This window comes from Plesiomonas sp. PI-19 (genome assembly GCF_021368255.1).
Taxonomy (GTDB): domain Bacteria; phylum Pseudomonadota; class Gammaproteobacteria; order Enterobacterales; family CAMTGL01; genus Plesiomonas; species Plesiomonas shigelloides.
Window position 1 is genome coordinate 1,067,655 of sequence record NZ_JAJNMQ010000001.1, and the last position, 19,629, is coordinate 1,087,283.

Genomic DNA, 19,629 nt, shown 5'->3' on the forward strand with positions numbered 1-19,629 from the left:
TGGGGTTGATTTGCCGGTCAAATTCGCCCAACCTTGGGCGGTCATGAGAACAAAACCCGATCCGACGATCCCTTGTGGTCATGACGGTGTCGATGCGTGGCTTCAAACCACGCGAGCACACCACACGCCATTACGGCCTACAGGGATAGCGGACAAACAAAAAAGGAGAACACGGGATGGGTCTCAAATCACTTTTTAGCTCCGAAACTGATCTGAGTGCGCAAGTATTACCGCTGTTGGATGGTTTTTCTCACCCAACACTGCAACAACCACTCAGCAGCCTGAATGCCCTTAAGCAAGCTTCATTGCGTCGCGGCGAGCTGACCGTGCGCTTACAAATGCCGTTTGCGTGGCAAAGTGGCTTTATTGCCCTGCAACAAGCCATTGATGCGGCGTTGCTGCAATTGCCTGACGTGCGTCAGGTGCGCTGGGTACTGGAATACCAAATCGCAACCTTGAAACGCGCGAATGAGCAGCCTGGCGTTAAAGGCGTCAAAAATATCATCGCGGTGAGCTCCGGTAAGGGCGGGGTGGGCAAATCCAGCACCTCCGTCAATCTGGCATTGGCGCTGGCCGCCGAAGGCGCCAAAGTCGGTTTGTTGGATGCGGATATCTACGGCCCATCGATTCCCTTGATGCTCGGCAGTGAAGAGCAGCGTCCAACCTCGCCCGATGGTCAGCATATGGTGCCGGTCAGTGCGCACGGTATTGTGGCGAACTCTATCGGCTATTTGGTCGATCAAGATAGTGCCACGATTTGGCGTGGGCCGATGGCTAGCCGCGCGCTGGGGCAATTGCTGAATGAAACCTGGTGGCCAGATTTGGATTATCTGGTGATCGATATGCCGCCGGGTACCGGGGATATTCAGCTGACCTTATCTCAGCAAACACCGGTAACCGCAGCACTGGTGGTGACGACGCCGCAAGATGTGGCCTTGCTGGATGCGGCCAAAGGCATCGCCATGTTTGAAAAAGTGCATGTGCCGGTGCTCGGTTTGGTGGAAAACATGAGCATGCATATTTGCAGTCAGTGTGGTCACCATGAAGCGATTTTTGGTACCGGCGGCGCAGCACGCTTGGCAGAGAAATATCACGCTGAACTGCTGGCAAAAATCCCACTGCATATTCGCTTGCGTGAAGATTTGGATAAGGGTACCCCAACCGTTGTGGCCGCGCCGGAAAGCGAGTTTGCTCTGATTTATCGCCAGTTGGCCGCCAAAATTGCCGCCAAAATGTACTGGTCTGGCGAATCAATCGCCACAGAGATTGCAGTTCGTAACATAAGTTAAAAACAACGCTGGCGTGATAAGGGTCAAATTTCTTATAATCATAAGGTTTATTTTCACGCCACCAGAGTAATCAGAGCTTTTCATATGACAGAACAATCTCAGCAGTGTCTCATCATCGGTATTGCGGGCGCTTCGGCGTCAGGTAAGAGTCTTATTGCTAGCACTATTTACCGTGAGCTGTGCGAACAGCTGGGAGACGCTCAGATCGGCGTGATCTCTGAAGACTGCTATTACAAAGATCAGAGCCATCTGGCCATGGAAGAGCGGGTCAAGACCAACTATGACCACCCAAAAGCCATGGACCACGATTTGCTGCTGCAGCATTTGCAGATGTTACAGCGCGGCGAAGCGGTAGAAATTCCTCAGTACAGCTATGTTGAACATACCCGTAAGCAGGAAACTATCCACTTCGAGCCGAAGAAGGTCATTATTCTGGAAGGGATTCTGTTGTTGACGGATGCACGTCTGCGCGGCGAAATGCATGCCTCGATTTTCATCGATACACCGCTGGATATCTGTCTGCTGCGCCGTGTGAAGCGTGACGTAACCGAGCGTGGCCGGACGATGGAATCGGTTCTCGAGCAGTATCAGAAAACCGTGCGTCCAATGTTCTTGCAATTTATCGAGCCATCCAAGCAGTACGCTGACATCATTGTACCGCGTGGCGGCAAAAACCGGATTGCGATCGATATTCTCAAGGCCAAAATCACTCAGATGTTGAGCGACTAAGCCTGACGATGATAACAAGATAGTGCGCGGCAACGGTATCGAGGTTATCGCGTTAGAAACCGGATTAGACATGTCGATACGTTGCTTAAAAACAGGCTGGTTCTACCAGCCTGTTTTTTAAAGGAAACCGCTGTAAAAGGCAGCCCAGTTTGGAGAAGATCAACCATGCGTTTATGTGATACCGATATTGAAGCCGCGTTGGATGCCGGGCGGATCCAGATAGAACCTCGTCCGCCAGTTGAGCGCATTAACGGAGCCACCGTGGATGTCCGTTTGGGCAATAAATTTCGCGTATTCCGGGATCATACAGCGGCGTTTATCGATCTGAGTGGGCCGAAAGATGAAGTCACCGCAGCTCTTGAACGTGTGATGAGCGACGAGATTGTGCTGGAAGAAAATGAACCCTTTTTCCTGCACCCAGGTGAGCTGGCTCTCGCCGTTACCCATGAATCGGTTACTTTACCGGATGATGTGGTAGGCTGGTTAGATGGTCGTTCATCGCTGGCCCGTCTGGGATTGATGGTACACGTGACCGCCCATCGTATCGATCCGGGTTGGCAGGGGCGTATTGTGTTGGAGTTCTACAACTCCGGTAAATTGCCGCTGGCACTGCGTCCTAAAATGTTGATTGGAGCCCTGAGCTTCGAGCCATTGACTGGTCCTGCTGCGCGTCCATATAACAGCCGTGCTGATGCCAAATATAAAGGCCAACAAGGTGCGGTCGCGAGCCGTATCGATAAAGATTGATACCCTGAACTTGTAACTTTAATCTCAGTATATTTAATCTCAGAGCAGCGCGGAGCAAGGATGAGAAAGCTGGCGTTAGTGGCCGGTGTTATCGCCGTTTTTGGGTTAGGCATAGCACTGCTGATATTGTCCATTGATACTTGGGCATTAAAGACGCTACTGGTCGATAAGGTCAAAGTCCGTACCGGCCAGACGTTACACATCGACGGCCCTCTGCGCTGGGGGTTTTATCATGGCCTGCAACTGGAAGCGGGGGAGACTCGTCTTAGCAGTCCGGCAGGCTATCGTGATCCTTACATCCTACAAGCGAAAAAACTTTCACTGCATATCAGCTTACCGGCTTTGTTGACCAAAGATTTGGTCATCAAACGTGTGCAATTCGATCAAGCAGAAACCGCGATTGAAGTAGCCGCCAATGGCGTCAGTAACTGGGATGCGCTGCTTGAACCGGTGGCCGATGCGGCTGACACTTCCAATAACGCGGCGTCAGAAAACAGTGCTGACGGCTTGCTGAGCACATCTGGCTCTGATACGGAAACTCCCGCATCCAAATCTGCTGCGCCGGAGCGCCACGATGGCTGGCAGGTCTCGCTACGTAGCATTCGCATTAATGACGGCAAACTGATCTGGCGCAAAGGCGAGCATCAGGTCGATTTCGAACATCTGAATATGATGTTGAGCGAGCCTGCCAAAGGGCGTTATCCGGTTGAGATCACCTCCGAAATTCATCTGCCAGACGATCTGATTCAGCTCAGTTACCAAGGGCAACTGAGCCTCAATCACGATATCAGTGTTCTGAGCCTGACTGAAAACCAACTGCGTTTGAGCCTGCAATCCAAACTGCAACCCGAGCGCGAGCCGCAGCTGATTGATAGCCGCTTTAGTGTATTGCTGGATCGCCGTGAAGGGCGATTGGCGCTCAGTAACATCAGCATCGATTCACCGATCGTCAAATTGGGCGGAGAGCTTATTTTGAAATCTCGCCCGGTGCCGGGCTTTGTGGATATCAATCTGAATAGCCCATATCTGGATTTGGATGAGGTGCTACCGTTGTGGCGTGAGCTGTCCCTGTCTGGCGATAAAACTGCATCCCGAATAACATCAACCAGTCATCAGAAGGATAACCCTGCGATGGCCTCGCAGACAGCCGATAATCCCGATGATGCCGATGAGATCTCATTAGCACCAGCAGACTTATCGGCAGAGAAGCCTGAGCGTTCATTGCGCGATCTGTATCAGGTCGACGGCTTTGTCACGTTGCGCATTCAGCAGATCCGCTGGCGGCAGCAGCCATTCCAGCAAGTGTCACTGGATGCCACCGTCCAGCAGGGTGTGGTCGATATCGATCAATTTAGCATGCAGGGGTTGGGCGGCGATGTTAGCGCTACCGGACGTATCAATCTGCTGTCAGAGCCGACGCAGTTCTCCCTCAATCCGGTGATCCGCAGTATGCCGGTGTCATCGGTGATGGCATGGCTGAATACCGGATTTAACGCCAGTGGCATGTTTAACGCCAGTGGGCGCTGGCAGTTCAGTGGTTGGCCAAGTCTGCAGACCAGCCATGGTTTTTTGACTCTCCAAGCCTCGGATGTCTCGTTTGACGGCATCAATCTATCTTATCTGCTAAGCAGTACTGTTGAGCGGTTACGTGGCAAACAGTTTTCCGGTCAGCCCGTGGCTTACACGACCCACCTTAACCGTTTACTGGCAGATCTGAATTTGCAAAATGGCCAGATCAAAATCGCACGTTTGAATGCGCAGGATGACAAACTGCTGTTGAATGCTACCGGTACACTGGATTGGGCGGCTAAGCAATGCCAGCTGCAGATTAATAACCGCTTAGATTTAGGGCCTGAGTGGTCGCAACTGAGCATTCCACTGCAGGTATATGGCAGCTTTAATGATCTGCGCTATCGCATCGATGCTGCCAATGTCCTCAAACAGCAATTGCGGGCGAATAAACAGCGATTACTCGACAGGCTGCAAAGCAGCGACAAACTTTCTGACAGTGAGAAAAAAGCGCTGAGTGAGCTCTGAGTTAAGCGTTCTTAGCCAATGTTTCTTAAACCATCTATTTTTTTAAACCATATAGTTCTTAAACCATAATCTACAACCCGAACAACGGTATGCAAGTAGGGCAGTCGGAGTCAGTGATGGAAAAGTATATTGGCCTGATGTCAGGCACCAGTCTCGATGGTGTGGATAGTGTCCTGATTGAAACCGATGGTCAGCAAGTGACGTTGCTGGCCAATGATTTTTTGCCGATGCCCGCCGCGCTTAAACAAGCGGTGTTGGATGTCTGTCATGGGCAAAGCACCACGCTGGTGGCTATCGGTCAGTTAGATCGGCGTCTCGGCACCTTTTTCGCCAATGCCGTGCAGCAGTTACTGGCAAAGAGTGGGGTTGAGGCGGCACAAATTCGTGCCATTGGCAGTCATGGGCAGACCGTTTTTCATGATCCTCAAGGTCCGTATCCTTTCACCCTACAACTGGGGGATGCCAATATCATTGCGGCGCGTACCGGAATTTGCACCGTGGCCGATTTTCGCCGTAAGGATGTGGCACTCGGTGGGCAAGGCGCGCCGTTAGTTCCGGCCTTTCATGCCGCACTATTTGGCGCGCATTCCGCGCGAGCGGTACTGAACATTGGCGGTATGGCAAACATTACCTTGCTACAGCCACAAGGGCCCGTCTTAGGATTTGATACCGGTCCGGGTAACGTGCTGTTGGATTACTGGGTTATGCAGCATACCGGCCAGTCATTTGATCGTGATGCAGAATTTGCTCGGCAAGGGAAGGTGAATGAGGCGTTATTGCAGCGTTTGTTGCAAGAGCCTTATTTTAGCCAGCCAGCGCCAAAGAGCACGGGGCGCGAACTCTTTAATCCTGCGTGGTTGTTACCGAAGTTGCACGCTTTTGCACACCTCTCAGCTGTCGATGTGCAAGCTACACTGATAGAGCTCACCGCCGTGACGATTGCCGAGCAGCTGCAGCATCGCGGTTTGTCGGAAGTACTCGTGTGCGGCGGCGGGGTTAATAATCCTCTCTTAATGGCTCGGTTACAGGCCTTGCTACCATCGAGCACGGTTCTTTCTACGGCCAGTCGTGGCGTAGACCCTGATTATATGGAAGCGATGGCTTTTGCGTGGTTAGCTTGGTGTGGCATGCATCATCAACCGGGTAATTTGCCTGCGGTGACGGGGGCTAGTCAGTTGGCGGTATTGGGGGCTATTTATCCCGCCTAATCTTATTCATGTTTAGCGTGTATCTATAATCATTAATATTTCAATGGGTTGTTGCATCGATACAGCATATTTTGCCAACTGTGTCGCGGATGTGTAATGTAGCTATGGTGAAATATTACTCACTGATATGAAATAAGTTTCTCTGCGAAACTAATGCGCTGGCATGACATTCGCGCTGACATGAAATTTAAGGATGGGTCTCAGCCATGCTGACGGAACAGCAACCGGTTATCTCCAATCCGAGCCTGATACCGATGCACAGTCTGCGTTGGGTATTGTTGGGCGACTTGGATGTCGAACACTTTATTGCAGCCTATCATCAGGCTTTTCGCCACTTTTTGCCCCTACAACTGGAGCAGCTTAGTCTGTGTGGGCATGATATTCCGCTGATTGAACTTGAGCAGGGCTTACCTGCGTGGTTGCATCGACCTTCATCGGCCGGATTGCGAACACTGTTTGTTCATGTAGAGCCGGAGCACTTACAGCTGATTATCACTTGGCAGCGCCAGTACATCAGTCGCCAAGAGGTGTTGGATCTCTTGTGTCAGGTCGCGGAAATTTATAATTCATCGCTGGTATCGCTGAACAGTAATTTGGTGCATGAGTTGCCGTTTTATGAGTTTCTCACCGCGGATGATACGCTGGCGGAGTCGCCGACCTGCTCAAGTGTGATCGATCTGGAGCGGAGCGAATACGAGCTGATCCGGCACAGCCACAGCATTATTTTGCCTGCCGTATGGCATTGGGCGGATTTGCATGGTTTTCATCGCGAACAAGTGCACGCAGAGTGGTTGGAGTGTGAGTGGACCTTACCAGCCGGCATTCATACACAGCGTATTGCGCCGATTATGAATGTCGTGTTGCAGCGGATGGTGGAAGTGTCGTTACTGAGCCTAAATGGTAATGAATCACCGGAGCTAACACTTCAAATTGCTTGCCGACATCCCAAATCGTTATCTTTACCGGCGTTGCTACTTAGTCTCAAACATTGCTTATTGCAGCAAACGTAATTTGCTCAAACAAAAGTCGCTGGCATTGAGCCAATAAAAAAGCCGCATAAATGCGGCTTTTTTGACTCGGTTTCTTACGGTTGCTTTGGTCATGATTAGATCTGACTGACAGCGAGCCGATGAAAGTTCTTCCAAGCTACAGACAAGGTCAGTAAAACCGGTTATCCCTGCATAAAAAGGGATACCCGGAACTACCACTTACTCGACTGACTGCGGCTTAGCTGCAGCAGCGCTGGCGTGATGAGTAGCCGCTTGGCTACCGGCAGCACCACGACCGCTGAACTCATACGCAGGACGAACCCAAGTGCTAACTACAGGCTCTGACGGCGTATAAGCCGGAGCAGGAGCCTTAGTCATACCGGCGCGTGCATGACCACGTACTGCCGCTTCAACGGGATTGATTTCAATCACAGCGTCTTCCAACACGGCGGCAGGCACAACGCACTCACCAGCTTCGTGGTGTGCGCTCATTGGTTCGGCAACCACAGTCTCAACCACTGGAGTGGCCGCAGGCTGCTTTTCAATGATCGCTGGCACTTCCGGCTCGGAGTCGATAACCGGCGCGGTAGTGATTGGCGCAGTGACAGCGTTTTCCACAGCGCTGCTTGCTGGAGCAACTGCTTCAGTAGGCTGAGAAACCGGAGCAACTTCCGCCACACTGGCTGTAGATGCGACAGGGCTTGTGGCCACTGACGCTGGCTCTGCAGACAGCACTGGTGCAACCAGTACCGAGCGAGGTGCTGTGCGCACTTCAGCTTCAGCTGGAGCAACCGCGTTCTCGACGACGGTGTTAACCACGCTTTCGACCACAGGCGTTACAGCCGCTTGTGTTTCGACAGCTTGCGTGACAGCAGCAGAGGCTTCAGTCACTACAGCTTGAGTCACTGGCGTTTCAGTTACTGGTGCTGCAGTTTCGGCCATTGCAGCAGACTCAGCGGCTTGCTGTTCGGCAGCTTGCGCAGCCTGATTTTCCAGCAGCACTTCGTTTGGTACGAACGCTGGAGTTTCTGGAGCCAAATTGTGCTCAACCTGACGCTCAGCAACCTGCACTGGATACTGGATCCAGACTTTACCGCTGGCCAGTTCTGGTGAGAACACCGCCATTTCCAATGGTACTGGTGATTGCGCGTTACGGCGATCATCACGATAGCGACGACGACGTTGACCACTCACTCGCAGGTGGCGTGGTGAACGACGTGAACGGCGATGACCTTCGAAGTTACGCTCTTGCTCGGCATCTGCAGCATTGTTCGCCACATCTGTTGCAGCAGCATCGGCAGTCGCCGCATCGGTAGCCACTGGCGCAACCTTAATGTCTACGGCTGGCGCGTTTGGTGCTACAGGGGCGATAGCTACATCAGACACTGGAGAGGTGGCAACGGCAGCATCATTTACACTTTCAGTGGCGTTGTTAGCGTTGTCGTTATCCGAAATACGGACTTTACGACGCAGCTGACGGCGCTGACGGCGCTGTGCTACTTGCTGCTGCTTCTCATCGTCGGCGACTTCAACGTTCGCGGCAGCATTTTCAGCTACTGCGTTCGCTTCCACCACATCTTGGGATTGACGCTTGTCATCCTGACGACGACGCTGCTGACGTTCACCACGGTTTTGACGTGGTTGCTGCTGGTTGTCTTCACGGCCTTCACGGTTATCGCGTGGTTTGCGGCGCTCTTGAGACTTGTCCTGCTCGTTCAGTGCTTTGTCATCGGCGGTTTGGCGGTTGCGATCGTCCTGATTACGACGGTTACGGCGGTTGTCGTTGTCCTGACGTTCAGTGCGTTCGTTACGCTCAGTACGCTCTGGGCGATCACCACGCTCATTACGCTCACCACGTTCCGCGCGCTCATTACGATCACGACGCGGCTGACGGCCATCGCGGTTACGATTGTTACGCGGATTACGACGTTGATCGCGTTGTTCGCTCTTCGCCGGCTCGGCTTTTTCTTGCTCGACTTGTGCAGAAGAGCCACCGAACATAGCCTTGAAGAACTTCACAATACCGCCAATGAAGGAGGTTTTTTCCGCTTCTGGTTTGCGTGGTATTGGAGCCGGAGCCACCGGAGTTTGGATCGCTGGGGTTACTAAGGCCACCGGCGTTTCTGCAGGTGCACTCAGACCAGACAACGCTGGTGTTTCTACCACAGTTGCCGGCTTACGGCGTTCAGAGGCTTGCTCTTCCGCTTCAGCCAACGCTTGCGCTTCGTGAATTTGTGGCAACAGGTAGCTCAGCGCGTTGCTCTCTTCACCTTCACGAATACGCACAACGTTAAAGTGTGGCGTTTCCATGCGGTTATCAGGTACCACGACCACACGCACGTTATGGCGTGATTCAATCACCCCAATAGACTTACGTTTTTCGTTCAGCAGGTAAGACGCAATTTGAACCGGAACCACGGCATGCACCTGAGAGGTATTGTCTTTCAGGGCTTCTTCTTCCATCAAACGCAGGATGGACAGAGACAGTGATTCGTTATCACGTACAGTACCGGTACCGCTACAACGTGGACACACGTGGTGGCTAGACTCACCCAGAGATGGGCTCAGACGCTGACGCGACATCTCCAGCAGACCAAAGCGAGAGATGCGACCGATCTGTACGCGAGCACGATCTTGGCGCACCGCATCACGCATGCGGTTTTCTACTTCACGTTGGTGACGCACTGGCGTCATGTCGATGAAGTCGATAACAATCAAGCCGCCCAAGTCACGTAGACGCAATTGGCGTGCGATTTCATCCGCTGCTTCCAAGTTGGTGTTCAGCGCGGTTTCTTCGATATCGCCACCGCGCGTTGCACGGGCGGAGTTGATATCGATAGCGGTCAGGGCCTCGGTCGTATCGATAACGATAGAGCCACCAGACGGCAGACGCACTTCACGTTGGAAGGCTGATTCAATCTGTGATTCGATTTGATAGTGGCTGAACAGCGGCACTTCGCCTTGATACAGCTTCACGCGGTTCAAGAAATCCGGACGCACCAGTTTGATGTGTTCTTTGGCTTTCTCGAAGATTTTCGGGTTATCAATCAGGATTTCACCGATATCGCGGCGCAGATAGTCACGGATTGCGCGAACAATCACATCACTTTCTTGGTGCACCAAGAACGGCGCAGGGCGGCTCTCCGCAGTCAGGCGAATAGACTCCCAATGGTGCAGTAGAACTTTCAGGTCCCATTGCAGTTCTTCAGCTGATTTACCCACACCGGCAGTACGAACAATCAGACCCATACCGTCTGGCAGTTCCAGCGCGGACAGGGCTTCTTTCAGTTCAGTACGCTCTTCACCTTCGATACGACGAGAGATCCCGCCAGCACGAGGGTTGTTTGGCATCAGTACCAGATAGCTACCGGCCAAACTGATGAAAGTGGTTAAGGCCGCGCCTTTGTTACCACGCTCTTCTTTATCAACCTGAACAATAACTTCCTGACCTTCGCGCAGCACATCTTTGATGTTCGGACGACCGTGGTAGGAGTAATTGGCTGGAAAATATTCGCGGGCAACTTCTTTAAGTGGCAGGAAACCATGACGTTCAGCGCCGTAATCAACAAAGGCAGCTTCCAGACTTGGCTCGATTCGTGTGATTTTACCTTTGTAAATATTAGCTTTTTTCTGTTCGTGGCCTGGACTTTCAATATCCAGATCGTACAGTTTTTGGCCATCAACAAGGGCAACCCGCAACTCTTCCTTCTGAGTCGCGTTAATCAACATTCTTTTCATGCAGTTTACTCATTATTCTTTCGTTGGCATCAGAGCCAGCGGGCGAATCCAGTCTGCCGGACATTATCGACCCCGAGTCTACAGCATGGACGTCAGCCTCCCGGCTGTCACACGCATGGGGCGCATTGATAATGCGGTGCGCAATTTAGCCTGCGTCTCCTTCGCTGATGAGTCCGTGTATGGTCATTTTACATACGACAAGGATTCAGCGACGACACAGGGATGGGTGCACATTCTTCAAGGTATGACTGTATAATGGTTACTACAGTCGGCAGTGCTGCTACCCGTGACTCACTAAGTGCTTGTTATGCTTAACGTCTTACGCCATTGCAGCGTTATCGCAGGCAAGCAAACTTTAAAATTCCATCGGTTGCGTGCAACGACAAATACAATCGTGGAAAATCACGACATTATCCCATTCATAAAGTATGTTAGGCAAGGTTACTTTTTTACAGAAATTGAGATCGGCCTCATGCTAAAATCATTCATATGAAAGAAATTAATACAAAAGTACAAATACTGACCGTTGCCGATGATGAAGCGGGTCAGCGAATTGATAATTATCTGCGCACTCGTTTGAAGGGCGTTCCGAAAAGTTTGCTGTACCGCATCCTGCGTAAGGGGGAAGTGCGGGTAAACAAAAAACGCATCAAGCCGGAGTACAAATTACAAGCCGGAGATGAAGTGCGCGTGCCGCCGATTCGGGTTTCAGAAAAAGAAGAAGCGCCGGTATCTGCCAAGTTGACACGTGTTGCTGCGTTAGCCGATTGCATCTTATATGAAGATGACGGTCTGATTGTGCTCAATAAACCGTCAGGCACTGCCGTGCATGGTGGTAGTGGGCTGAGTTTTGGTGTGATTGAAGGTTTACGTGCTCTGCGCCCAGAAGCGCGCTTTTTGGAGCTGGTACATCGTTTGGACCGAGACACATCCGGTATCTTGTTAGTGGCCAAAAAACGTTCGGTATTGCGCGATCTGCATGAGCAGCTGCGTGTTAAAACCGTGCAGAAAGACTATTTGGCCTTAGTGCGTGGTCAGTGGCAGAAGCACTGTAAAGTGGTACAAGCGCCGCTGATGAAAAACGTGCTGCAAAGTGGCGAGCGTATTGTACGGGTGAGCGCGGAAGGCAAACCGTCAGAAACACGCTTTGAGGTTGTGGAGCGTTTTGAGCAGGCAACCTTGGTAAAAGCGAGCCCTGTGACTGGCCGTACTCATCAGATCCGCGTACACACCTTGCATGCCGGTCATCCGATTGCGTTCGATGATAAGTATGGCGATCGTGACTTTGATGCACAGGTTGCAGCGAGTGGACTAAACCGTCTGTTCTTGCATGCGGCGGCAATCCGTTTTCGTCATCCGCAAACAGGGCAAGAGATGCTGATTGAAGCGCCGCTAGACGGCATACTCAAACGCACCGTGCAATATTTGCGCAATCAGCGCGGCTCATACTGAACGGCACGGTTAAACGAGTCTGTTGCTCAACGTGAGTGTGACTACACGTGTTGCTAAAATAACGTGTTGCTGAAATAGACGATAAGCTCGAATGAATAAGCGCCGATAGGCGCTTATTCTGTTTATAGCAATATTTTGCGACAATAAATCCACTGATAGAATAGTGACGGTCTGCTGATGCGGTATTGGGCTGTGGTCAGGGCCGCGATTAGATTAGCAGTGGATTACAACCTTGCTGGATCAGCATCTGATTTAGCCGGATTAAGGGCAGGCCAATGAGCGCATTGGGATCGTCACCTTCCAAGCGTTCAAATAAGGTAATGCCTAATCCTTCGCACTTGAAGCTACCTGCGCACCATAACGGCTGTTCTTTGGCTACATAGGCGTGAATTTCAGCGGCAGACAGCGAGCGAAAGTGTACGTGAAAGGGCTCGCAGTGGCTCTGGTATTGGCCGCTACGGCTGTCATACAGGCATAAGCCGGTATAAAAGGTGATGCATTGGCCACTGGCAAGGCTCAGTTGCTCCTCGGCGCGCTCCACGGTTAACGGTTTACCGGTGATGTGGCCATTGAGTACACACACTTGATCAGAGCCGATAATCAGATGCTCAGGATACAAGGTGGCAACGGCGTGGGCTTTTTCCTGTGCCAAACGAACAACCAATTGCTCGGCGCTTTCATCGGGCCGGGCCGTTTCATCAATGTCAGGGTTGGCGCATTGAAACGGAATGCCTAGTTTTTCCAGCAGTTGCTTGCGGAAAGGAGAGGTTGATGCAAGGATTAATTTTGGCTGCATTTTACACTCTGTCAGTGGATAAAGTGGTTGGCCTATTCTAGACTTGTGCGCAATTTATCGCGAGTGAATGAGAAAGGGGCGTAAAACCTCCCTTTTTCTTTGACTCCAAGGCATTACAAAGTTAATATGCGCGCCCTATGCAAAAGGTAAATCCTATGCAAAAGGTTAAATTACCCCTATCGGTTGATCCGGTAAAAACCGCGCTAAAACGTCTCGATTATGAAGGTGTCTACCCTCAGAGCGTTTTGACACGGGTTGCCGAAGCAACGGATGGCGTGCTCAGTGACGCGCAAGTCACTCTGTCTTTTGAGATAGATGAGCAGAAGTTGACGGTGATTAAGGGTCAGGCAGAGGTAACTGTCCGTTTGATCTGTCAGCGCTGCAATAAGACTTACGAAGATACTGTACACGTAACGTTTTGCTACAGCCCAGTTGCCAATGATGCACAGGTTGAAGCATTGCCGGAAATCTATGAGCCGGTCGAGTTCAATGAGTTTGGCGAGATTGACCTTCTGGGTCTGGTCGAAGACGAATTCATCCTCGCTCTGCCACAGGTTCCGGTGCATGAACCCGAACACTGTGAAGTGTCCACAGCGGAGATGGTTTTTGGCGAATTACCTCCTGAGGCCGATAAACCAAATCCATTCGCCGTACTAGCTAGTTTAAAGCGAAAGTAATTCTCGAGGAGTAAGGTCAATGGCCGTACAACAGAACAAAAAATCTCGTGCAAAGCGTGGTACTCGTCGTGCTCATGATGCACTGACTACTGCAGCTGTGTCCGTAGACAAAGTTTCCGGTGAAACTCACCTGCGTCACCATGTTACTGCCGACGGTTTCTACCGTGGCCGCAAGGTAGTTGCCTAATTATTTAGGTGCTACTTTGACTCGTCTAACCATAGCGTTAGATGTCATGGGCGGGGACTTCGGTCCCCGTGTCACCCTTCCTGCTGCCTTGCAGGCTCTGACATCCAATCCTTTTTTGCATTTGCTGTTGATCGGCGATCAGCAAATCATTCTCTCGTATCTTAAATCCGCGTCAGACTCCGTACGTCTTCGTACCAAAATTATTCACACTGCCCAAGTTATCCCTAATGAAATGCGTCCATCGCAGGCTATTCGTCATAGTCGTGATACCTCTATGCGTATTGCGCTGGAGGCGGTGAAAGAGGGGGTGGCGCAAGCGTGTGTCAGTGCTGGGAATACCGGCGCATTGATGGGGCTGGCGAAAATGATCCTCAAACCGTTACCGGGTATCGAACGTCCGGCGCTGGTTGCAGCGTTGCCCAATACCTTGCGCGGAAAAACCTTGTTACTGGATTTAGGTGCGAATGTAGACTCTTCAGCCAGTATGCTGTTCCAGTTCGCCGTTATGGGAGCCGTACTGGCTGAGGAATTATACGCGATGCCAGCACCGCGCGTGGCGCTGCTGAATATCGGTGAAGAGGAAGTCAAAGGAAATGATACAATCAGAGCGGCAGCCGAGCGTTTAAAACAGTGCTCGGCGCTGAACTATCAAGGCTATATCGAAGGCAATGATATTCTGACCGGCAAAGCTGACGTGATTGTGTGCGATGGCTTTGTGGGAAATGTGACGCTCAAAACCATGGAAGGCGTAGCCCGATTATTTTTATCCCAGCTGCGTAGCAAAACCCAAACTAACGGATTGCTGCGCTTTTTAGGGCGATGGTTGTTAAAAAAGGCCTTTTCACGCATGGGGGAGTTGAACCCCGACCAGTATAACGGCGCAAGTCTGTTAGGATTACGCGGTATTGTCGTGAAAAGCCACGGTGGGGCCAATCAACAGGCACTGGTTTGTGCCATTGAGCAGGCAGCGCAGGAAGTGAACCGGTCTGTACCGGAGCGGATTGCTGCCCGGCTTGATGCAGTATTACTCAAGAGTGACTAATCGTTCATGTATACAAGAATTCTAGGAACGGGGAGTTATCTGCCTGCCCAAATCCGCACGAATGCTGATCTAGAGCAGATGGTAGAAACGACCGATGAGTGGATTGTTAGCCGTACAGGCATTCGTGAGCGCCGTATTGCGGCCGCTGACGAAACCGTATCCACAATGGCGGCTGAAGCAGCACGTAATGCGCTCGAAATGGCCGGAATCGATAAAGATGATATCGGTCTGATCATTGTCGCAACGGCGTCTGCCACGCATGCGTTCCCAAGCGCTGCGTGTCAGGTACAAGCGATACTGGGTATTAAAGATGCGGCCGCATTTGATTTGGCTGCTGCGTGCGCAGGGTTTACCTACGCACTGAGCGTGGCGGATCAGTTTGTCCGTACTGGCGCAGTGAAAAATGCATTAGTGATCGGCTCGGATCTGTTATCGCGCACGCTGGATCCACAAGATCGCGGTACCGTGATCCTGTTTGGTGACGCGGCCGGTGCGGTGGTCGTGGGCGCATCAGAAGAGGCGGGCATTTTGTCTACCCATCTGCATGCCGATGGCCGCTACGGTGAGTTGCTGTCTTTGCCATACGGCGAGCGCGGACAACCTGAGCTGAGCGATAGCTGCTACCTGACCATGAAAGGCAACGATGTCTTTAAAGTGGCGGTGACTGAGCTGGCTAATCTGGTCGAAGAGACTTTGCAAGCCAACAACGTGCCAAAAGAGCAGTTAGATTGGCTGGTACCACACCAAGCGAACCTGCGCATCATCAATGCGACTGCGCGCAAGTTAGGCATGGGGCTGGATAAAGTGGTTATTACGCTAGATAAACAGGGTAATACCTCTTCTGCTTCTGTGCCCACTGCATTAGATGAAGCGGTACGTGATGGCCGAATTCAGCGCGGACAATTGATTCTGCTGGAAGCGTTTGGCGGCGGTTTCACGTGGGGCTCGGCGCTGGTGCGCTTCTAGGTTTTAATCGCTGTTTTAATAACCGCTTTATCGCCGTTTTGCGGCGATTAGCCCTGAATCGTTTCTCGCTAGCGCAACACTGAGCCTCCGGCTCTTTTCGGTGCAACGATTTGAGATCTTGTTCGAGCCAACGAAGTGGGTTTACCGGCGTGTGCTTGAACAAGAGCTTCAGTATCGCGGCAGTTAGCCGCAGGTACTCCAGAACAACAGGAAATGAACATGACAACATTTGCGATGGTATTCCCAGGTCAAGGCTCTCAGTCTGTCGGTATGCTGGCTGATTTGGCACAGCAGTTCCCGATTGTTGAGCAGACTTTTGCTGAAGCGTCTGCCGTATTGGGTTATGACCTGTGGGCGTTGGTGCAGCAAGGTCCAGCCGAAGAGCTGAATAAAACCTGGCAAACCCAGCCAGCGCTGCTGACAGCTTCTGTTGCTATCTGGCGCGTATGGCAAGAGAAAAACGGTGCGATGCCGGTTGTGATGGCTGGCCATAGCTTGGGTGAATATTCTGCACTGGTGTGTGCCGGTGTGATGGATTTTAAAGACGCAGTGCGTTTGGTTGAACTGCGCGGTAAGTTGATGCAAGAAGCCGTACCGGAAGGCACCGGTGCGATGGCGGCCATTATCGGTCTGGATAATGATTCTATCGCCAAAGCGTGTGCTGAGTCTGCCGAAGGGCAGGTGGTTGCGCCGGTTAACTTCAACTCACCAGGTCAGGTAGTGATTGCCGGTAACAAAGAAGCCGTTGAACGTGCGGGCGCCGCTTGTAAAGCCGCTGGCGCGAAGCGCGCGCTGCCATTGCCAGTTAGCGTGCCATCTCACTGTGCGCTGATGAAGCCAGCAGCCGATAAATTGGCGGTGGCACTGCAAGAGATCACCTTCAATGCGCCACGCATCCCTGTTATCAACAACGTGGATGTGGTGGCTGAATCTGATGCTGATGCTATCCGCAGTGCGCTGGTACGCCAGCTGTATAGCCCAGTTCGCTGGACGGAAACCGTAGAGAGCATGTCAGCGCAAGGTGTTGCTCACCTGCTGGAGATGGGGCCAGGTAAAGTTCTGACCGGCCTGACCAAGCGTATCGTTGACAGCATGACCGCCGCTGCCGTGAATGATGTGGCGTCACTGACTGCAGCGTTAGGCGAATAATCAGCAAAGAATCACAATAAGCATCGGGCGATAAACGCGCGAGCGATAAACGAGTAAGAGGAATACGATGAGCCTTAACGGGAAAATTGCCTTAGTGACCGGTGCCAGCCGTGGTATTGGTCGTGCGATTGCCGAAGCACTGGTTGCTCAGGGGGCATGTGTGATCGGTACTGCAACCAGCGAAAGCGGTGCAGAAGCGATCAGCAGCTACTTGGGTGACAAGGGCAAAGGTCTGGCACTGAATGTGACCGATCCTGCATCTATTGAAGCAACCCTAGATACCATTCGCGCAGAGTTTGGCGAAGTGGATATTCTGGTGAATAATGCCGGTATTACCCGTGATAATCTGCTGATGCGCATGAAAGATGACGAATGGCAGGATATCATGGATACTAACCTGACATCCGTGTTCCGTTTGTCGAAAGCCGTTTTGCGTGCCATGATGAAAAAACGCCACGGTCGTATTATCAGTATCGGCTCAGTTGTTGGTACAATGGGTAACGCAGGACAAACTAACTATGCCGCCGCGAAAGCCGGTCTGGTTGGTTTTACCAAGTCCTTGGCCCGTGAAGTGGCCTCTCGTGGCATTACCGTGAATGCGGTAGCTCCGGGCTTTATTGAAACAGACATGACCCGTGCGCTGAATGAAGATCAGCGGGCAGGAATTCTGACTCAGGTGCCAGCAGGGCGTCTGGGTGAGGCAAAAGAGATTGCATCTGTTGTGGCATTTTTGGCCTCTGACGGTGCGGCTTACATCACCGGTGAAACAATTCATGTCAACGGTGGCATGTATATGGTGTAATAAATTTGCAAATGTTTTGACTTAATACCGTGAATTTACGGTCAAATTTCGTAAAATCGTGGTTTGACCAGCGTGGTATTGGTTGCAACTTTCGCGTCATTGAATACACTACGGAAACCATCGCGCTATTGAGCGAGTTTGATAGGAAAATTAAGAGTATGAGCACTATCGAAGAACGCGTTAAGAAAATCATCATCGAGCAACTGGGCGTTAAAGAAGACGAAGTGAAGCCAGAAGCTTCTTTCGTTGAAGACCTGGGTGCAGATTCTCTTGACACCGTTGAGCTGGTAATGGCACTGGAAGAAGAATTCGATACCGAAATTCCAGACGAAGAAGCTGAAAAGATCACTACTGTTCAGTCTGCTATCGACTATATCCAGAACAATCAGTAATCGAACACACCTAGGCGGTCAATCGACCGCCTAAGTTTTTCTATACCCCGTAACAGCTTCCCCCCTTGGAGTAGCAAACGTGTCTAAACGTCGAGTCGTTGTGACTGGTATGGGCATGTTATCTCCTGTCGGTAATACAGTTGAGGCTTCTTGGAAAGCCCTGCTCGCCGGCCAGAGTGGCATCAGCCTGATCGAACACTTTGATACTACCGCTTTCGCAACCCGTTTTGCTGGGCTGGTAAAAGATTTTAATTGTGAAGAGTATCTGTCGCGCAAAGACGCGCGCAAAATGGATCTCTTCATTCAATACGGTATTGCTGCCGGTCTGCAGGCACTGGATGATTCCGGCCTGACAGTCACCGAAGCCAACGCACACCGCATGGGTGTTGCCATTGGCTCCGGTATCGGTGGTCTGGGTCTGATTGAAGAAAACCACACGGCGCTGCTCAATGGCGGCCCACGTAAAATCAGCCCATTCTTCGTGCCGTCTACCATTGTCAATATGATCGCCGGTCATCTGTCCATTCTGCGTGGGCTGCGTGGTCCGAACATTGCGATCTCTACCGCTTGCTCTACCGGGGTACACAACATCGGTCACGCTGCGCGCATGATCGCTTACGGTGATGCCGACGCCATGTTGGCCGGTGGCGCTGAAAAAGCCAGTACCCCAATGGGGATGGGCGGTTTTGCTGCCGCGCGTGCGCTGTCTACACGTAACGATGCACCACAACAGGCGAGCCGCCCGTGGGATCGTGATCGTGACGGTTTTGTACTGGGCGATGGCGCGGGCATGATGGTGCTGGAAGAGTACGAGCATGCTAAAGCCCGTGGCGCGAAAATCTATGCTGAGCTGGTTGGCTTTGGCATGAGCGGTGATGCGTATCACATGACTTCGCCTCCAGCGGACGGCTCTGGTGCTGCACTGGCGATGCTGAATGCAATGAACGATGCCGGTGTTGGCGCTGCTGACATCCAGTACGTGAACGCGCACGGTACTTCGACACCTGCGGGTGACGTGGCCGAAACCCGTGCTGTGAAGAGCGTGTTTGGCGATTACGCCCACAAAGTGATGGTGAGCTCCACCAAATCGATGACCGGTCACCTGTTAGGGGCGGCGGGCTCGGTAGAAGCGATCTTCACTGTGCTGTCTTTGCGTGATCAGGCCATTGCGCCAACCATCAACCTGGATAATCCAGATGACGAATGTGATCTGGATTATGTACCGCACGAAGCGCGTCAGGCAAAACTCGAATATGCCCTGTGCAACTCATTCGGTTTTGGTGGTACTAACGGCTCACTGCTGTTTCGCAAAATCTGATTAGCGGCTACGTAGTGCATCGTCTGTCGACGATTATTGCTTAGCGCTGATAGCTGATATGATAAGACCTGATGCAGTCTCTGTATCAGGTCTTTTTTTGTCTGCTGGGTT

Annotated in this window: 17 protein-coding genes; 15 read left to right on the top strand and 2 right to left on the bottom strand. The window is 51.8% G+C overall.

What is annotated here, in order from left to right; translation table 11 throughout:
- Nucleotides 1-176: 176 nt before the first annotated feature.
- The 6 genes from apbC to LQ901_RS04880 all read left to right on the top strand — a co-directional run bounded on the left by apbC (nt 177) and on the right by LQ901_RS04880 (nt 7,020).
- Nucleotides 177-1,289 (top strand): iron-sulfur cluster carrier protein ApbC, encoded by a 1,113-nt coding sequence (gene apbC, locus LQ901_RS04855; RefSeq protein WP_233672006.1) that lies wholly within the window; start codon nt 177-179, stop codon nt 1,287-1,289.
- 84 nt (nt 1,290-1,373) lie between these two features.
- Nucleotides 1,374-2,018 carry a uridine kinase gene (udk, locus tag LQ901_RS04860; RefSeq protein ID WP_010863906.1) on the top strand — a complete coding sequence of 215 codons (645 nt, stop codon included), beginning with the start codon at nt 1,374-1,376 and terminating at the stop codon, nt 2,016-2,018.
- A 165-nt stretch (nt 2,019-2,183) separates the two neighbouring features.
- Nucleotides 2,184-2,765 (top strand): dCTP deaminase, encoded by a 582-nt coding sequence (gene dcd / locus LQ901_RS04865; protein ID WP_039044857.1) that lies wholly within the window; start codon nt 2,184-2,186, stop codon nt 2,763-2,765.
- Nucleotides 2,766-2,825: 60 nt separating this feature from the next.
- A complete protein-coding gene (locus LQ901_RS04870) occupies nt 2,826-4,802 on the top strand; it encodes an AsmA family protein (protein ID WP_233672007.1) in 1,977 nt (658 codons plus the stop codon).
- A gap of 116 nt (nt 4,803-4,918) precedes the next feature.
- The gene (locus tag LQ901_RS04875) at nt 4,919-6,010 is read left to right on the top strand and encodes an anhydro-N-acetylmuramic acid kinase (protein WP_233672008.1); all 1,092 of its coding nucleotides are present in this window, start codon (nt 4,919-4,921) and stop codon (nt 6,008-6,010) included.
- Nucleotides 6,011-6,216: 206 nt separating this feature from the next.
- Complete coding sequence (locus tag LQ901_RS04880) at nt 6,217-7,020, top strand: hypothetical protein (RefSeq protein ID WP_064977909.1); 804 nt, start codon at nt 6,217-6,219, stop codon at nt 7,018-7,020.
- Nucleotides 7,021-7,218: 198 nt separating this feature from the next.
- Here the strand turns inward: LQ901_RS04880 and rne are convergent, their stop codons facing one another.
- Nucleotides 7,219-10,737, bottom strand: a complete 3,519-nt coding sequence (rne, locus tag LQ901_RS04885; RefSeq protein ID WP_233672009.1) for a ribonuclease E — start codon at nt 10,735-10,737, stop codon at nt 7,219-7,221.
- A gap of 489 nt (nt 10,738-11,226) precedes the next feature.
- Between rne and rluC the strand changes: the two genes are divergently transcribed.
- Nucleotides 11,227-12,189 carry a 23S rRNA pseudouridine(955/2504/2580) synthase RluC gene (gene rluC / locus LQ901_RS04890; RefSeq protein WP_047709051.1) on the top strand — a complete coding sequence of 321 codons (963 nt, stop codon included), beginning with the start codon at nt 11,227-11,229 and terminating at the stop codon, nt 12,187-12,189.
- Nucleotides 12,190-12,397: 208 nt separating this feature from the next.
- Here the strand turns inward: rluC and LQ901_RS04895 are convergent, their stop codons facing one another.
- Complete coding sequence (locus tag LQ901_RS04895; RefSeq protein WP_233672010.1) at nt 12,398-12,985, bottom strand: nucleoside triphosphate pyrophosphatase; 588 nt, start codon at nt 12,983-12,985, stop codon at nt 12,398-12,400.
- Between the two features lie 155 nt (nt 12,986-13,140).
- Here LQ901_RS04895 and yceD point away from each other — a divergent pair, with 155 nt between their 5' ends.
- The 8 genes from yceD to fabF all read left to right on the top strand — a co-directional run bounded on the left by yceD (nt 13,141) and on the right by fabF (nt 19,518).
- A complete protein-coding gene (gene yceD / locus LQ901_RS04900) occupies nt 13,141-13,662 on the top strand; it encodes a 23S rRNA accumulation protein YceD (protein WP_010863898.1) in 522 nt (173 codons plus the stop codon).
- Nucleotides 13,663-13,681: 19 nt separating this feature from the next.
- Nucleotides 13,682-13,849, top strand: coding sequence for a 50S ribosomal protein L32 (rpmF, locus tag LQ901_RS04905; protein WP_010863897.1), 168 nt, complete (start codon nt 13,682-13,684; stop codon nt 13,847-13,849).
- A gap of 16 nt (nt 13,850-13,865) precedes the next feature.
- On the top strand, nt 13,866-14,891 hold the full coding sequence (gene plsX, locus LQ901_RS04910) for a phosphate acyltransferase PlsX (protein ID WP_233672011.1): 1,026 nt from the start codon (nt 13,866-13,868) through the stop codon (nt 14,889-14,891).
- Between the two features lie 6 nt (nt 14,892-14,897).
- The gene (locus LQ901_RS04915) at nt 14,898-15,857 is read left to right on the top strand and encodes a beta-ketoacyl-ACP synthase III (protein WP_010863895.1); all 960 of its coding nucleotides are present in this window, start codon (nt 14,898-14,900) and stop codon (nt 15,855-15,857) included.
- Between the two features lie 219 nt (nt 15,858-16,076).
- Nucleotides 16,077-17,006, top strand: a complete 930-nt coding sequence (fabD, locus tag LQ901_RS04920; protein ID WP_233672012.1) for an ACP S-malonyltransferase — start codon at nt 16,077-16,079, stop codon at nt 17,004-17,006.
- Between the two features lie 67 nt (nt 17,007-17,073).
- Nucleotides 17,074-17,808 carry a 3-oxoacyl-ACP reductase FabG gene (gene fabG / locus LQ901_RS04925; RefSeq protein WP_010863893.1) on the top strand — a complete coding sequence of 245 codons (735 nt, stop codon included), beginning with the start codon at nt 17,074-17,076 and terminating at the stop codon, nt 17,806-17,808.
- Between the two features lie 158 nt (nt 17,809-17,966).
- Nucleotides 17,967-18,200: an acyl carrier protein gene (acpP, locus tag LQ901_RS04930; RefSeq protein WP_010863892.1), complete on the top strand. Its 234-nt coding sequence runs from the start codon at nt 17,967-17,969 to the stop codon at nt 18,198-18,200.
- A gap of 79 nt (nt 18,201-18,279) precedes the next feature.
- A complete protein-coding gene (gene fabF, locus LQ901_RS04935) occupies nt 18,280-19,518 on the top strand; it encodes a beta-ketoacyl-ACP synthase II (RefSeq protein WP_010863891.1) in 1,239 nt (412 codons plus the stop codon).
- Nucleotides 19,519-19,629: the final 111 nt, after the last annotated feature.

Excerpts from the sequence above, each read along its gene's own strand:
- apbC (WP_233672006.1), top strand. The coding sequence starts at position 177 with ATGGGTCTCAAATCACTTTTTAGCTCCGAAACTGATCTGAGTGCGCAA.
- udk (WP_010863906.1), top strand. The coding sequence starts at position 1,374 with ATGACAGAACAATCTCAGCAGTGTCTCATCATCGGTATTGCGGGCGCT.
- dcd (WP_039044857.1), top strand. The coding sequence starts at position 2,184 with ATGCGTTTATGTGATACCGATATTGAAGCCGCGTTGGATGCCGGGCGG.
- LQ901_RS04870 (WP_233672007.1), top strand. The coding sequence starts at position 2,826 with ATGAGAAAGCTGGCGTTAGTGGCCGGTGTTATCGCCGTTTTTGGGTTA.
- LQ901_RS04875 (WP_233672008.1), top strand. The coding sequence starts at position 4,919 with ATGGAAAAGTATATTGGCCTGATGTCAGGCACCAGTCTCGATGGTGTG.
- LQ901_RS04880 (WP_064977909.1), top strand. The coding sequence starts at position 6,217 with ATGCTGACGGAACAGCAACCGGTTATCTCCAATCCGAGCCTGATACCG.
- rne (WP_233672009.1), bottom strand. The coding sequence starts at position 10,737 with ATGAAAAGAATGTTGATTAACGCGACTCAGAAGGAAGAGTTGCGGGTT.
- rluC (WP_047709051.1), top strand. The coding sequence starts at position 11,227 with ATGAAAGAAATTAATACAAAAGTACAAATACTGACCGTTGCCGATGAT.
- LQ901_RS04895 (WP_233672010.1), bottom strand. The coding sequence starts at position 12,985 with ATGCAGCCAAAATTAATCCTTGCATCAACCTCTCCTTTCCGCAAGCAA.
- yceD (WP_010863898.1), top strand. The coding sequence starts at position 13,141 with ATGCAAAAGGTTAAATTACCCCTATCGGTTGATCCGGTAAAAACCGCG.
- rpmF (WP_010863897.1), top strand. The coding sequence starts at position 13,682 with ATGGCCGTACAACAGAACAAAAAATCTCGTGCAAAGCGTGGTACTCGT.
- LQ901_RS04915 (WP_010863895.1), top strand. The coding sequence starts at position 14,898 with ATGTATACAAGAATTCTAGGAACGGGGAGTTATCTGCCTGCCCAAATC.
- fabD (WP_233672012.1), top strand. The coding sequence starts at position 16,077 with ATGACAACATTTGCGATGGTATTCCCAGGTCAAGGCTCTCAGTCTGTC.
- fabG (WP_010863893.1), top strand. The coding sequence starts at position 17,074 with ATGAGCCTTAACGGGAAAATTGCCTTAGTGACCGGTGCCAGCCGTGGT.
- acpP (WP_010863892.1), top strand. The coding sequence starts at position 17,967 with ATGAGCACTATCGAAGAACGCGTTAAGAAAATCATCATCGAGCAACTG.